Here is a 13,465-nt window from a genome sequence, read left to right as displayed (position 1 = left end):
TGCGTGACCTGCAGCCGTACGTCGGCCGCGAGCTCGAGGCCAAGATCATCGAGCTGGACAAGAACCGCAACAACGTGGTCCTGTCCCGCCGGGCCTGGCTGGAGCAGACGCAGTCCGAGGTGCGCACCGAGTTCCTCAACAAGCTGCAGAAGGGCCAGGTCCGCAAGGGCGTCGTCTCCTCGATCGTCAACTTCGGCGCCTTCGTCGACCTGGGCGGCGTGGACGGCCTGGTGCACGTCTCCGAGCTGTCCTGGAAGCACATCGACCACCCGTCCGAGGTCGTCGAGGTCGGCCAGGAGGTCGAGGTCGAGGTCCTGGACGTCGACCTGGACCGCGAGCGGGTCTCGCTGTCGCTGAAGGCGACCCAGGAGGACCCGTGGCGTCAGTTCGCCCGCACCCACGCGATCCAGCAGATCGTGCCGGGTAAGGTCACCAAGCTGGTGCCGTTCGGCGCGTTCGTCCGGGTGGACGACGGCATCGAGGGCCTGGTCCACATCTCCGAGCTGGCCGAGCGCCACGTGGAGATCCCGGAGCAGGTCGTTCAGGTCGGCTCCGAGGTCATGGTCAAGGTCATCGACATCGACCTGGAGCGTCGCCGGATCTCGCTGTCGCTCAAGCAGGCCAACGAGGGCTTCGTCGAGGGCGAGGAGCACTTCGACCCGACCCTCTACGGCATGGCCGCGACCTACGACGAGCAGGGCAACTACATCTACCCGGAGGGCTTCGACCCGGAGACGGGCGAGTGGCTCGAGGGCTACGACAAGCAGCGCGAGGCGTGGGAGCAGCAGTACGCCGAGGCGCGTCAGCGCTGGGAGGCCCACACCAAGCAGGTGCAGTCCTCCCGGGCCGCCGACGCCGAGGCCGCCGCCAACCCGGCTCCGGCCGTGTCCGGCACGACCACCACGACCTCGGCCCCGAGCCGGCAGGCCGAGGAGCCGTCCGGCACCCTCGCCACCGACGAGGCGCTCGCCGCGCTGCGGGAGAAGCTCGCCGGCGGCAAGTGACCCCGCGAAAACTCCAGCTCGGCGTCTGACGCCCCGGCTGGCGACCACAACGGGCCCCGTCCCCGCGATCCGGTTCCACACCGGCTCGGGGGCGGGGCCCTCGCCATACCCGAGTTGATCAAGAAGTGGGCGTGTGGTTGGAGATCGACTCAGCCCGACGACTCCTTGATCAGCACCGCCGGGCGGGGCATGAAGCGGGTGGGCGGGTGGGGTTTGGCCGTGGGGCGGTGATCGGGTTGACTGGTCGGGTGCTGATGGTGGGACTCACCGGCGGGATCGGGTCGGGCAAGAGCGCGGTGGCGAGCCGGCTGGCCGCGCTCGGCGCGGTGGTGATCGACTCGGACCGGATCGCCCGCGAGGTGGTCGCTCCGGGCAGCGAAGGGCTGGCCGAGATCGTCGCCGCCTTCTCCGACCGGGTCCTCGACGCGCACGGCGCCCTCGACCGGGCGGCGTTGGGCTCGATCGTCTTCGCCGACGAGGCGGCCCGCCGCCGGCTGGAGGCGATCACCCATCCCCGGGTCCGGGCGCGCACGGTCGAGCTGGCCGCCGCCGCGCCCCGGGACGCGATCGTGGTCAACGACGTACCGCTGCTGGTGGAGGTGGGGCTCGCGCCGACGTACCACCTGGTGGTCGTGGTGCAGACGGCGATGACGACCCGGGTGGAGCGGCTGGCGCGCGACCGCGGCATGGACCGGGCGGAGGCCGAACGGCGGATCGCCGCGCAGGCCGACGACGCCAGCCGCGAGGCGGCGGCCGACGTGCTGCTCACCAACGACGGCACCCGGGACGACCTGCACGCGGCGGTGGACGCGCTGTGGCACGAGCGGCTGGTGGCCTACGAGCGCAACGTCCGCGAGCGTCGCGCGGTCCGTCCGGAGCGGGTGTTGCTCACCGGACCCGACCCGACCTGGCCCCGGCAGTACGCCCGGCTGGCCGCCCGGATCCGGCACGCGGTCGGGTCCGACCTGCGCCTGGACCACATCGGCTCCACCGCCGTGCCCGGGCTGGCCGCGAAGGACGTCATCGACATCCAGCTCACCGTGCCCTCGCTGGCGGACGCCGACGGCCCGCTCGCCGAGCGGCTCGCCGACGCCGGGTTCCCGCGACTGCCCGGCGACTGGTGGGACAACCCTCGCCCGCCGGGCAGCGTCCGGTGGGAGAAGCGGCTGCACGGCAGCGCCGACCCCTGCCGCCCCGCGTACCTGCACCTGCGTGAGGTCGGCTCGCCCGGCTGGCGGTACGCGCTGCTGATGCGCGACCACCTGCGCGCCGACCCGGGTCAGCGGGCCGCGTACCTGCAGCTGAAGCGGGAACTGGCCGCCTCCGCGCCGGACAGCGCCACGTACGGCACGCTCAAGGACCCGTGGTTCGACGAGGAGCACCTGCGCGCTGAGGAGTGGGCCGCGCAGATCGGCTGGCGGCCCTGACCCGGCCCGGTCCGCTCCCCGCCGAGGCGGTGGGCAGCGCGGGCACCCGGCCCGGGGTCAGGTCGAGCTGTGCCCAGACGCCCGGCCCGGTCCGCAGCTCCAGGCGACGTAGCAGGCCGTCGAGGTCGATCCAGTAGCGCAGGGCGGCCTGCCCGGACGGTACCTCGACGACGTCCACGACGCGGCCGGCCAGCCGGTCGCCGCGCAGGTGGATCGCCGATTCGGCTGGCGCCGCGGACCGACCCGCGCCCAGCGCCGCGCCCAACAACCGGTCGAGGTCGTCGCTCGGCGGCCGGCCGGGCGGCCAGGCGGCCTCGGCCGGTGGCGGCAGCGGCGGCGTGGCCGGAAACTCCGCCGCCGCGCCGTCCGCCGGGGCCTCCAGCCGGGCCACCCGCCCCGACCGCCAACGCAGCAGGCTCCGGTGCCCGGGGGTGTCGGCCTCGCCGACGGCGAGGTACGCGGCGGCCCCGGCCCAGCTGAGCCAGCCGGCGGCGCGCAGGTTGGCGGCGCGGCCGACCGGGGCGGTCAGTGCCGCCCTGGCGCCCCCGGCCGTACGGAGCCGGGCGGGCAACCGGGCGAGCCGGTCGGCCTCTGCGTCGGTGAGCGCACGGGGCAGCCCGGGTGGGCCCCCGAGCGCGTCCACCGGGCGCAGCGTGGGCCGGTCGCTGCGGGCCAGGTCGACGGTGACCGGGATGCCGTCCGGCAGCCATCCCTGGAGGCGGTGCAGCCGAGCGTCCCCGTCGAGCCAGAGGCGGGGCAGCCGGGCGGCCGGGCTGCTGCCCGCCGGCCCGGCGGTGACCGGCGGGTCCGGGGCGTCCACGCCGGAGGCGGGCACGGGCAGGGGCGTCTCGACGATGTCGACCGGGCTGCCGTCGACGGTTTCCCGGCCCAGCCAGCGGGCCGGCACCGGCATGGCGTCGGGCCGGTCCGCGCTCAGCCCGAGGAGCAGATCACGGACGGCGACCACGCCGTGCCCGGCGGAGGGGTCCCGCAGCCGCCAGCCGTCGGCCGGGGGTACCAGCGGCGGCGGGGCGGCTGCCGCGGCCGGATCGGGGCGGACCACCATCGCCGAGCGGGTGGCCTGCACCAGGCCCCGTTCGATACCGGCCTGCGGCCCGCCCACGGTCAGGTAGACCAGCGGCCGGGCCCAGTCGACCCAGCCCACCAGCTCGGCGGGCCGGCCGGTACCGACGGTGACGCGTATCCCGGCGCGGACGTCCCGCAGGTTGGTCACCCGCATCGCTGCCAGCCGGTCGGCCTCGGCCGGGGTGAGCGACCGGGCGGGGTCGGCCGGCTGGGGCGACCAGTTCAGCAGCCCGGCGACGAGGGCTGCCGCCGAGACGACCGCGGCCAGCCCGAGCGCGACGAGGACGGCCCGCCGCCGGGTCGGCGGCTTCGGCGGATCATCGCTCTCGTCCGGGTCGTGCTCGGCGGTCGGGCCGGCCCCGGTAGGGATGCCGGCCGGCCGTCCACCGGCCTCCGCGCCGGCCCGCCGCCGGCCCGGCGTGTTCCCCGGCCGCGCGCCGCCGGCGCGGGCGCGCCGGTGGCGGCGGCCGGGTTCGGGTGGGGCGGCGTCGGGCGTCGGGGCGGCTTTCGGGCTGGTCGGGGGTTCGGGGGTGCGTCGGGCCGGTGTGCTGCGGCGGCCGGCGGCAGCCGGCGGCGCGGACGGACCCGCGGACGGACCCGCGGACGGACCCGTGGGGAGCGCGTCGGACGGGTCGGTGCCGGTGTCGCCGGGGGGTGACGCGGCGGCGTCGGGTGACGGGACGCGTCGGGACCGCCATCCACGAGAGGTCTCCACAAGTGGAGAACGCGGCTGCGAGGATCTGGTGACGAGCAGGGGCGCTCGCGGCGGCCGGTCTGCGCGTTCAGCGCGACCACGCCCGGTGCGCACGCCGGTCGTCCCGGGTGCTGCGACCGTCGGTGCCGGGGGCGGCCGAGCCCCTGGAGGGCGGCCACCGGCCCGGTCGGCCGCCGCGAGCGGCCTACGGTGAGAGCCTAGCCGGGCGAGTTGAGGCACACAATGGGAATATCGAAGCAGGTCTCGGACCTGCCGCGGTCGGCCCGGACCTGTCGGACCTGCGGCGTACCGTTGAGGCCATGGCGCTCGACATTCCCCGGCTCGACGGCCGCTTCCAGGTCATCAGCGAGTTTCAGCCGGCCGGCGACCAGCCGGCCGCCATCGACGAGTTGGAGCGCCGCGTGCGGCGCGGCGACCGCCACACGGTGTTGCTCGGTGCGACCGGCACCGGCAAGAGCGCCACCACGGCCTGGCTGGTCGAGCGGCTGCAACGGCCGACCCTGGTGCTCGCGCCGAACAAGACGCTCTGTGCCCAGCTGGCCAAGGAGTTCCGGGAGCTGCTCCCGCACAACGCGGTGGAGTACTTCGTCTCCTACTACGACTACTACCAGCCCGAGGCCTACATCCCGCAGACCGACACCTACATCGAGAAGGACTCCTCGATCAACGAGGAGGTCGAGCGGCTGCGGCACGCGGCCACCATGTCGCTGCTCACCCGGCGCGACGTGATCGTGGTGGCGACCGTCTCGGCGATCTACGGTCTGGGCACCCCGGAGGAATACCTCGACCGCGCGGTCCGGGTCGCGGTGGGGCAGGAGCTCGACCGCGACCAGTTGCTGCGCCGGCTCGTCGACATCCAGTACGCCCGCAACGACATGGCGTTCCAGCGGGGCACCTTCCGGGTCCGCGGCGACACGCTGGAGATCATCCCGGCGTACGAGGAGCTGGCCGTCCGGATCGAGCTCTTCGGCGACGAGGTGGAGAAGCTCTACTATCTCAACCCGCTCACCGGGGACGTGGTCCGCGAGGTCGACCACCTGCTGATCTTCCCGGCCACCCACTACGCGGCCGGGCCGGAGCGGATGGAGCGGGCGATCCGCGACATCGAGGCCGAGTTGGCTGAGCGGCTGGCCGAACTGGAGCGGCAGGGCAAGCTGCTGGAGGCGCAGCGGCTGCGGATGCGCACCACGTACGACCTCGAGATGATGCGGCAGGTCGGCTTCTGCTCGGGCATCGAGAACTACTCCATGCACATCGACGGGCGTCAGCCGGGCGATCCGCCGCACTGCCTGCTCGACTACTTCCCCGACGACTTCCTCACCGTCATCGACGAGTCGCACCAGACGGTCTCCCAGATCGGCGGCATGTACGAGGGCGACGCGTCCCGCAAGCGGATGCTGATCGACCACGGGTTCCGGCTGCCCAGCGCGGCCGACAACCGACCGCTGCGCTTCGACGAGTTCCTGGATCGGGTCGGCCAGCTGGTGTTCCTCTCCGCCACTCCGGGCACCTGGGAGCTGGAGCAGGCCCAGGGCGAGTACGTCGAGCAGGTGATCCGTCCGACCGGCCTGGTCGACCCCGAGGTCGTCGTGAAGCCCACCAAGGGCCAGATCGACGACCTCATGCACGAGATCAAGCTGCGCACCGAGCGGGACGAGCGGGTGCTGGTAACCACCCTGACCAAGAAGATGGCCGAGGACCTGTCCGACTACCTCCTGGAGAACGGCATCCGGGTGCGCTACCTGCACTCCGAGGTCGACACGCTGCGCCGGGTGGAGCTGCTGCGCGAGCTGCGCAAGGGCGACTACGACGTGCTGGTCGGCATCAACCTGCTCCGGGAGGGTCTCGACCTGCCGGAGGTCTCCCTGGTGGCGATCCTCGATGCCGACAAGGAGGGCTTCCTGCGTAGCGGCCGGTCGCTGATCCAGACCATCGGCCGGGCCGCCCGTAACGTCTCCGGCCAGGTCCACATGTACGCGGACAAGATCACTCCGTCGATGGCGGATGCGATCGACGAGACCAACCGGCGCCGGGCCAAGCAGACCGCGCACAACGAGGCGCACGGCATCAGCCCGGAGCCGCTGCGCAAGAAGATCCACGACATCCTCGACGACATCTACCGCGAGGCGGAGGACACCGAGAACACCCGGGTCGGCGGGGCCGCCCGGCAGCTGTCCCGGGGCAAGGCGCCGGTCAAGGAGACCCGCAGCCGCGGTCGGGGCGGTGCCGCCACCCCGTCCCGGGAAGGGATGGCCCGGGCCGACCTGGCGAACCTCATCCAGGAGCTCAACGAGCAGATGCTCGCCGCCGCGCGGGAGCTCCAGTTCGAGCTGGCCGCCCGGATCCGGGACGAGATCGCCGATCTCAAGAAGGAACTGCGCGGGATGGACGTCGCCGGGGTCAAGTGATGGGCGGGCCGGGGATGGACGTACCGCTGGCCGAGGCGGTTGTCGGCTGGCCCGACCCCGGGCTGCGCGGATACACCGACCGGTACCTCGGCTACCGGGAGCACGCCGCCCGGCCCGTGCTACGCCGGGAGGCCGCTGGCGCCTTCGTGGTGCTGATCCTCGGCTGGGGTGCCCCGCTGGACGTCACCGATCCGCGGTCGGCCGAACGGGGCGCGTACGGGGTGAACGCGTTCGTGGCCGGGCCGTTCGACGCCTACTGCACCACCCGCACGGCCGGCGCGGGCGCCGGGGTGCAGCTGCTGCTCACCCCACCCGCCGCGCGCCGGCTGCTCGGGCTGCCGCTCGGTGAGCTGGCCAACCGGGCGGTGCCTGTCGACCAGCTCGACCGTTGGTGGGAGCGGCTCCGCGACGAACTGGCCGCCGTTCCCGACTGGGCGGGCCGATTCGCCCGGCTGGACGCGGCCCTCGCCGCCCGGCTGGGCGCCGCCGGGCCGGTCGAGCCACGGCTGCGGCGGGCCTGGCGGCTGCTCGCCGACAGCGGGGGCGGGGTCGGCGTCGGCGCCTTGGCGGAGGAGGTCGGCTGGAGCCGCCGGCATCTGGCGGTCCGGTTCCGGCAGGAGTTCGGGCTGCCGCCGAAGGCCGTCGCCCGGCTGCTCCGCTTCCGTCGGGCGTACGCGACGTTGGGCCGCGAGCTGGTCACCGCGCCGGCCGCCGAGCCGCCGGGGGACGACCCGGCGCCGGGCTGGGCGGAGCTGGCGGCACGCTTCGGCTACTTCGACCAGTCCCACCTGATCCGGGAGTTTCGCGAGTTCGCCGGGGCCACCCCCGCCGCGTTGGCTCGGTCGACGTCGCATTCGTCCAATCCCGGCTGACCGGCCCGCTGGCAGGATCGGGGGATGCGAAGCATCTACCCGGTCCTCCGGTACCCCGACGCCTCCGCCGCCATCGACTTCCTCAGGTCCGCGTTCGACTTCACGCTGCACGAGGTGCACGCGGGGCCGGACGGCACGGTGCGGCATGCCCAGCTCGGCTACGGGGACGACCTCGTCATGCTGGCCACCGGTCCCGCCCTGCCGGTGCGGCCGGCCGACGACGACTACCGCGTCTACGTGGCGGTCGACGACGTCGACGCCCACCACGAGCGGGCCCGGGCGGCCGGCGCGGAGATCATCCACGCTCCCTTCGACACCGACTACGGCTCCCGCGACTACGTTGCCCGGGACCCGGCGGGATTCGTCTGGTCGTTCGGCACGTACCGGCCCTGACCGGTCCGGGTGTTCCGGAGGTTACCGGTAGCACTCCGCTATCAAGGTATTGCCGTCCGTGATGGGTCGTGCGTAGTCTCCCTCGGTGGGAGGCCGTATGGCGTTGTCAGCAAGTCCTGTCGTCCGGCGGGCGCGGCTCGGCGCGGAGCTGCGCCGGCTCCGCCGCCGGCAGTCGCTCACCCTGGAGCAGGTCTGCGACCGGCTCGGCTGGGCGTCCACGTCCAAACTGTCCCGGATGGAGCTGGGCCAGAGCCGGCCGGATCTGGCCGACGTGCTCGACCTGCTCGACGTCTACCAGGTGCCGCCCGGCCAGCGGGACGAGCTCATCGTCATCGCCCGGGACGCCGCGACCGGCCGGGCCTGGTCCCGGGCCCTCGGCGAGATGGGGGAGCGGCAGCGGGCGTACGCGGAGCTGGAGGCGGGCGCCGCCCGCATCGTCGAGTATCAACCCGCCGTCGTGCCCGGGCTGCTCCAGGCCCCGGCGTACGCCCGCCTCCGGGTCACCGCCGGGGCGTTGCTGCACGAGGACGTGGACGTCGAGGCGGATGTCCGGGCCCGCGCGGTGCGTCAGGAGGTGCTGCGCCGGTCGGATCCGCCCCGCTACACGGCCCTGCTCGACGAGCGGGTCTGCGACCCGGGCGGCGCGCCGGCCGACGTCTGGCGGGACCAGTTGCGGCACCTGGTCGCCCTCGCCGACCGGCCGCACGTCACGATCCGGCTGTTGCCCCGGGACGCCGCGCCGCACGGCGGTGTCCATCCGCTGGCCGGCTTCTCCTTCTACACCTACCCGGACCCGGCCGATCCCCGCACGGTGCTGGTGGAGACCCTCACCACCGACCTGCGGCTGGCCGCCGAGGCGGACGTCGCCCGCTACGAGCGGCTGGTCGACTGGCTGCTGGCGGCGGCCCTGTCGGAGGAGGAGACTGCGGATCTGCTGGCCCGCCGGCTCGGGTCGGCACTCGTGCCCCGCCCGCGCGAGCCGCGCGACGCACCGGTCCCCGAGCCGCGCTGAGGCGCCGGGCTGCCCAGCCGGGCGGTGAGCGGTGTCGCTGGAAGCCGCCCTCGGAGTCGATGACCTGACCGGTGATCCAGCCGGCGTCGGGGGAGCAGAGGAAGCGGACCAGCCGGGCGGCGTCCTCCGGGGCGCCCCAACGGCCGCCGGGAAAGAGGCGGGCCACCCCGGCCAGCCGGTCCGGGTCGGCGTAGCCGGTGTCCGAGGGCACGGGCCACCGCTGCGCCGATGCCGATCCGTCGGCTCACACCGGTCAGGAGGGCGACCCTGTCCATGGCCGGCAGCCAACCGCCCCCTTGGCCGGGCTCGCAAGGGAAGATCGCCGCGCGGCCACCGGGCCCGACGCCCCCGAATGCCGTCGGGACCGGTGGCGGCGCGTCGGGCGCAATCTATGCGAGGGGTACGACAGCTGGGGCCAGGATGAACTCGGGCGCGAGGGCGTCGATCTCGTACGTGGCGGCGCCTCGCTGCGCGCGTCTCTAGGGGCGGTCGCGTGCCGGGAGCGGGGCCACCGGGCGGTACGCGCCCGGCCGACGGATCCTCTCCGTGCGCACGCTGTCGAGCTGATGTCGTAGGCGATTCACCGCTGCTGGGCGACGATCGTCGATCGGTGATGTCGTGGACGATTCAGCTCGAAAGCGTGCCATCCGGTATTTGCCCGCGGTTCGCATGGCCGCCTCGCCCGGCGTACTCGGATGGGCGTACCGGGACGACAGCTCAGGCCGGCACGTCGATGAAGTGCTCGACCAGCGGCGGGTTGGCGAAGTGCGGGCCGATCAGCCCCCGCCACTGCTGGAAGCGCTCGCTCTGCCGGAAGTTGACGTCGTGCGCCTCGACCGAGTCCCACTCCACCAGCAGCACGAACCGGGACGGCGACTCCATGCCCCGGGTCATCCGCACCGCACGGCAGCCCTCGGTGCCGCGGAGGATCGGGTACGCCTGCGAGTACGCGGCGGCGAAGTCGTCCTCGTGTCCGGGCGTCACGTCGATCAGCGCGACCTCAAGAACCATGCCCGAAGCCTCGCACGCGCACCCCGGCCCGTGGCGAGCCGGGGTGCGGCTTCCCAGAACGCCGGCTGAACGCCGAGCACCTAGCCTCCTAGGATGCGCTACAGAACGTGGCCCATGACACGCCGGAACGTGATTCCCCGCCAATCCTGCCCCCCGGAGATGCGCTGGACCCGCCTGATGGTGAAGAATGGCGCCCGAGGAGGGGAGTATTCCCCCGCGACGGAGTCGTCAGCACGGAAGAGCACCGGCCCCCGGTGATACGACCCGGCTCCGTCGGTCAGCGGCCCGTTACCCGGGTCGGTGGCGGAAGAGACCTCCGACAGTCACCAGAGTCAGCGTAGACGCACCCCGGAGCCGCACTCGGCGTACGGTGTGCCCGACGCTGCGTGTCTGCCGGAGGATGGAATTGAACGTGTCCGGATTGGTGTGGGCCGGGACTCTCGTCGTGTTGACGGCGGTCCTGCTCGTCGACCTTCTCATCATCGGTCGGCGCCCGCACGAGCCCAGCGTCCGTGAGTCGAGCCTCTGGGTCGGCTTCTATGTCGGGCTGGCCCTGCTCTTCGGCGCCGGGCTCTGGCTCACCGCCGGGCCCAGCGCGGCCGGCCAGTTCTACACCGGCTGGCTCACCGAGTACAGCCTCTCGGTGGACAACCTCTTCGTCTTCGTGATCATCATGGGCCGCTTCGCGGTGCCCCGGCGGTACCAGCAGAAGGTGCTGCTCATCGGCATCCTGCTGGCGCTGGTCATGCGGGGTGGCTTCATCGCCGCCGGTGCCGCACTGATCTCCCAGTTCTCCTGGGTCTTCTACCTCTTCGGCGCGTTCCTGATCTACACCGCGATCAATCTGGCCCGGCAGGGCGAGCCGGACGAGGACGAGTTCAGCGAGAACGTGCTGATCCGGTGGAGCCGCAAGGCGCTGCCGCTGTCCCGGGACTTCGACGGCGCGCGGATGACCACCCGCGTGAACGGGCGGCGACTCTTCACCCCGATGCTGATCGTGATGATCGCGATCGGCACCACCGACCTGATCTTCGCGCTCGACTCGATCCCGGCGATCTTCGGCATCACCCAGGAGCCGTACCTGGTCTTCACCGCGAACGTGTTCGCGCTGATGGGGCTCCGCCAGCTCTACTTCCTGCTCGGCGGGCTGCTGGACCGACTGATCTACCTCAGCTACGGCCTGGCCGTGGTGCTCGGCTTCATCGGCGTGAAGCTGGTCCTGGAAGCGCTCGCCGGCAACAACCTGCCGTTCATCAACGGCGGTCGGCACGTGGCCTGGGCCCCGCACATTCCGATCTGGCTCTCGCTGACCGTCATCATCGGCACCCTGGCGATCGCCACCGCGGCCAGTCTGATCAAGTCGGCCCGGGACCGGCGCCGCGAGCTGGCCGCAGCCCACCGCTGACCGCACGCGAAGGGGCGCTCCCGTCCACGGGAGCGCCCCTTCGCGCGTACGGGTCAGACGCGGTGGGCGCCGATGAGCGTGGCCTCCCGCTCCGGAGGGAGCCGCTCCTCCACCACCCTGCGCTGGATGTAGCAGGCGTGCAGCATCCGTCGGATCTCGCCGCGCGGCTCACGGCTGACGATGCCGATGTGGTGGATCCGGCGACCCGGCCGGGCGAAGAAGTAGAGGTCGCCGGGGCGCTCCTCGCCGAGCGCCAGCGGGGCCGTCGCCCCGGCCTGGTCGTCGGCGTCGCGGGGGAGGGTCACCCCGTACCGGCGCCAGGCCAGGTGCACCAGCCCGGAACAGTCGATGCCGTGGCTGGACACACCGCCCCAGACGTAGACCAGGTCGCGCAGCCGCTCGGCGACGGCGAGCACCTCCTTGGCCTCCGGCCGTTCGGTGGGCAGCGGCACGACGTCGCCCTCCGGCACCCAGAGCGGGTCCGCCCGACCCGGCAGGTGGACCGGCCGCCACCCGTCCACGGGCCGGCCGGCCGGGGCGAGACGGGTGCCGAGGACCACGCCGGGCAGCGCCACCGGGCCGTCCGGAGCAGAGCGCAGCGCGGTGAGCGTGGCGTCGACCACCAGTGGGGTGGCCGACGGGGCGGCCTCCGGCGCGGGGGTCAGCTGGGCCGCGGGCAGCCAGCCGGGGTAGCCGCGGGGGTCGAGCTTGGCGGCGGGTTGTTCCAGGGCGGCCACGTGGGCCCAGCCGTCGGCGCGTACCTCGGTGACGAGCACCCGCTCGCCGAGCAGCAGCTGGCTGAGCACGCAGTCGCCAACCCGCTGGTCACGGTCCATGCCGCCGATCCAGGCGGCGACGTCCGGCGGGTCGGCCAGGGCGGGGTGGTCGACCGCGCGGACCGTCTCCGGGGCGGTCCAGAGGGTCGCCACCGGGACCCGGACGAGGGCCTCGCGGCCCGGTTGCAGCTCCACGTCCACTCCCACCTCGCGGGTCCTCTCCGGCGACCCTATGAAAAATTCCGCCAGCCCTCAACCGCGCGGCTGAACATTGACTTCACCCACGGTGGAGATGCCGAGGCCGGGCGCGTCCGGCAGCAGGACGCTCGCGCCGTCGTACCGGATGCCGCCGCGCACCGGCGACCGGGCCAGCCACCAGGCGGCGTCGAGGTCGGAGACGGCGCTGGTGCCGTACGCGGCGACCAGACTGGCCGCTGCGCCCACCCCCACCGGGCTCTCCATCATCGAGCCGACGATCGTGCCCATCCCCTGGGCGGCGGCGAGGTCGAGCAGCGTCCGGGCGGTGTGCAGGCCGCCGCACTTGGCCAGCTTGACGTTCACCATGTCAGCGGCCCGGTGGCGGATCACCTCGACCAGGTCGCGGACGTCGAAGACCGACTCGTCGGCGAGGATCGGCAGGTCGACCCGGTCGCTGACCCAGGCCAGGCCGGCCAGGTCGCGGCGGTGGACGGGCTGCTCGACCAGTTCGACGTCGAGCCCGGCGTCCTCGATGCCGCGGATGACCCGGACCGCCTCGCGCGGCGTCCAGCCCTGGTTGGCGTCCAGCCGGATGCGGACGTCCGGGCCGACCGCGGCGCGGACCGCGCGGACCCGGTCGAGGTCGCTCCGGGCGTCGGTGCCGACCTTCAGCTTGAGCACGGTGAAGCCCTCTGCCTGGCGCTGCTTCGCGACGGCGGCCAGGTCCATCGCGTCGCCGGCGGCCAGGGTGACGTCCGTCGGGACCCGCAGCGCGGTGCCGCCGAGCAGCCGGACCAGCGGTACGCCGAGCCGCCGCGCGGCCAGGTCGTGCAGGGCGACGTCGACGGCCGCCTTGGCGGACTCGTTGCCGACCACCGCGCGGCGTACCTCGGCACAGCGGGCCTGGAGGTCGTCGGCGTCCCGCCCGGCCAGCGTGGGGGCGAGGACGTCCCCGACGCACGCCTCGGCGCCGGCGAGGGACGCCCCGGTGACCTGCCAGACCTGTGGGGCCTCGCCGAACCCGGACCGCCCGTCGGTGTCGACCACCTCGACGACCAGGGTGTCCACGGTGGTCGCCCGGCGTAGCGCGGTGACGAACGGGGTGTGCAAGGGGGCGGTGAGCCGGTGGGTGCGTACCGCGGCGATGCTCATGTCCGG

At 73.6% G+C, this 13,465-nt stretch carries 11 protein-coding genes and 1 pseudogene; 7 read left to right on the top strand and 5 right to left on the bottom strand.

Going from position 1 to position 13,465, the window contains the following annotated elements:
- The coding region (locus ABZ570_RS25945; protein ID WP_358068794.1) for a S1 RNA-binding domain-containing protein at positions 1-1,004 on the top strand (1,004 nt) is incomplete at its 5' end.
- Positions 1,005-1,252: 248 nt separating this feature from the next.
- Positions 1,253-2,431 (top strand): dephospho-CoA kinase, encoded by a 1,179-nt coding sequence (gene coaE / locus ABZ570_RS25940; protein WP_358068797.1) that lies wholly within the window; start codon positions 1,253-1,255, stop codon positions 2,429-2,431.
- On the opposite strand, the gene ABZ570_RS25935 is transcribed toward coaE, so the two are convergent.
- Positions 2,358-4,232 carry a hypothetical protein gene (locus ABZ570_RS25935; protein WP_358068791.1) on the bottom strand — a complete coding sequence of 625 codons (1,875 nt, stop codon included), beginning with the start codon at positions 4,230-4,232 and terminating at the stop codon, positions 2,358-2,360. The two genes, coaE and ABZ570_RS25935, sit on opposite strands and share 74 nt — an antisense overlap.
- 299 nt (positions 4,233-4,531) lie before the next feature.
- Between ABZ570_RS25935 and uvrB the strand changes: the two genes are divergently transcribed.
- The 4 genes from uvrB (at position 4,532) to ABZ570_RS25915 (ending at position 8,917) form a co-directional block, all read left to right on the top strand.
- Positions 4,532-6,640, top strand: a complete 2,109-nt coding sequence (gene uvrB, locus ABZ570_RS25930) for an excinuclease ABC subunit UvrB (RefSeq protein WP_358068787.1) — start codon at positions 4,532-4,534, stop codon at positions 6,638-6,640.
- Entirely contained in the window at positions 6,640-7,512 is an 873-nt protein-coding gene (locus tag ABZ570_RS25925) for a helix-turn-helix domain-containing protein (RefSeq protein ID WP_358068784.1), read from the top strand. The genes uvrB and ABZ570_RS25925 overlap by 1 nt, the downstream gene beginning before the upstream one ends.
- A gap of 24 nt (positions 7,513-7,536) precedes the next feature.
- The gene (locus tag ABZ570_RS25920; RefSeq protein ID WP_358068781.1) at positions 7,537-7,905 is read left to right on the top strand and encodes a VOC family protein; all 369 of its coding nucleotides are present in this window, start codon (positions 7,537-7,539) and stop codon (positions 7,903-7,905) included.
- Between the two features lie 97 nt (positions 7,906-8,002).
- Entirely contained in the window at positions 8,003-8,917 is a 915-nt protein-coding gene (locus tag ABZ570_RS25915) for a DUF5753 domain-containing protein (protein WP_358068778.1), read from the top strand.
- Between the two features lie 52 nt (positions 8,918-8,969).
- Here ABZ570_RS25915 and ABZ570_RS25910 read toward each other — a convergent pair.
- Together ABZ570_RS25910 and ABZ570_RS25905 are read right to left on the bottom strand one after the other, a co-directional pair.
- Positions 8,970-9,128: pseudogene (locus ABZ570_RS25910) on the bottom strand (SDR family oxidoreductase); the annotation flags it as partial.
- Between the two features lie 506 nt (positions 9,129-9,634).
- Positions 9,635-9,928: an antibiotic biosynthesis monooxygenase family protein gene (locus ABZ570_RS25905; RefSeq protein ID WP_358068775.1), complete on the bottom strand. Its 294-nt coding sequence runs from the start codon at positions 9,926-9,928 to the stop codon at positions 9,635-9,637.
- Positions 9,929-10,334: 406 nt separating this feature from the next.
- Between ABZ570_RS25905 and ABZ570_RS25900 the strand changes: the two genes are divergently transcribed.
- Complete coding sequence (locus ABZ570_RS25900) at positions 10,335-11,333, top strand: TerC family protein (RefSeq protein WP_358068772.1); 999 nt, start codon at positions 10,335-10,337, stop codon at positions 11,331-11,333.
- 53 nt (positions 11,334-11,386) lie between these two features.
- Here the strand turns inward: ABZ570_RS25900 and ABZ570_RS25895 are convergent, their stop codons facing one another.
- Together ABZ570_RS25895 and ABZ570_RS25890 are read right to left on the bottom strand one after the other, a co-directional pair.
- Positions 11,387-12,316, bottom strand: a complete 930-nt coding sequence (locus ABZ570_RS25895) for an NlpC/P60 family protein (protein ID WP_358068769.1) — start codon at positions 12,314-12,316, stop codon at positions 11,387-11,389.
- 45 nt (positions 12,317-12,361) lie between these two features.
- A complete protein-coding gene (locus ABZ570_RS25890) occupies positions 12,362-13,459 on the bottom strand; it encodes a dipeptide epimerase (protein ID WP_358068766.1) in 1,098 nt (365 codons plus the stop codon).
- Positions 13,460-13,465: the final 6 nt, after the last annotated feature.

This window comes from Micromonospora sp. NPDC007271 (genome assembly GCF_040634005.1).
Taxonomy (GTDB): Bacteria; Actinomycetota; Actinomycetes; order Mycobacteriales; family Micromonosporaceae; genus Micromonospora.
The sequence above is the reverse complement of the archived record's forward strand: the minus strand, read 5'-3'. Positions and strand labels throughout refer to the sequence as shown.

Excerpts from the sequence above, each read along its gene's own strand:
- uvrB (WP_358068787.1), top strand. The coding sequence starts at position 4,532 with ATGGCGCTCGACATTCCCCGGCTCGACGGCCGCTTCCAGGTCATCAGC.
- ABZ570_RS25925 (WP_358068784.1), top strand. The coding sequence starts at position 6,640 with ATGGGCGGGCCGGGGATGGACGTACCGCTGGCCGAGGCGGTTGTCGGC.
- ABZ570_RS25920 (WP_358068781.1), top strand. The coding sequence starts at position 7,537 with ATGCGAAGCATCTACCCGGTCCTCCGGTACCCCGACGCCTCCGCCGCC.
- ABZ570_RS25915 (WP_358068778.1), top strand. The coding sequence starts at position 8,003 with ATGGCGTTGTCAGCAAGTCCTGTCGTCCGGCGGGCGCGGCTCGGCGCG.
- ABZ570_RS25905 (WP_358068775.1), bottom strand. The coding sequence starts at position 9,928 with ATGGTTCTTGAGGTCGCGCTGATCGACGTGACGCCCGGACACGAGGAC.
- ABZ570_RS25890 (WP_358068766.1), bottom strand. The coding sequence starts at position 13,459 with ATGAGCATCGCCGCGGTACGCACCCACCGGCTCACCGCCCCCTTGCAC.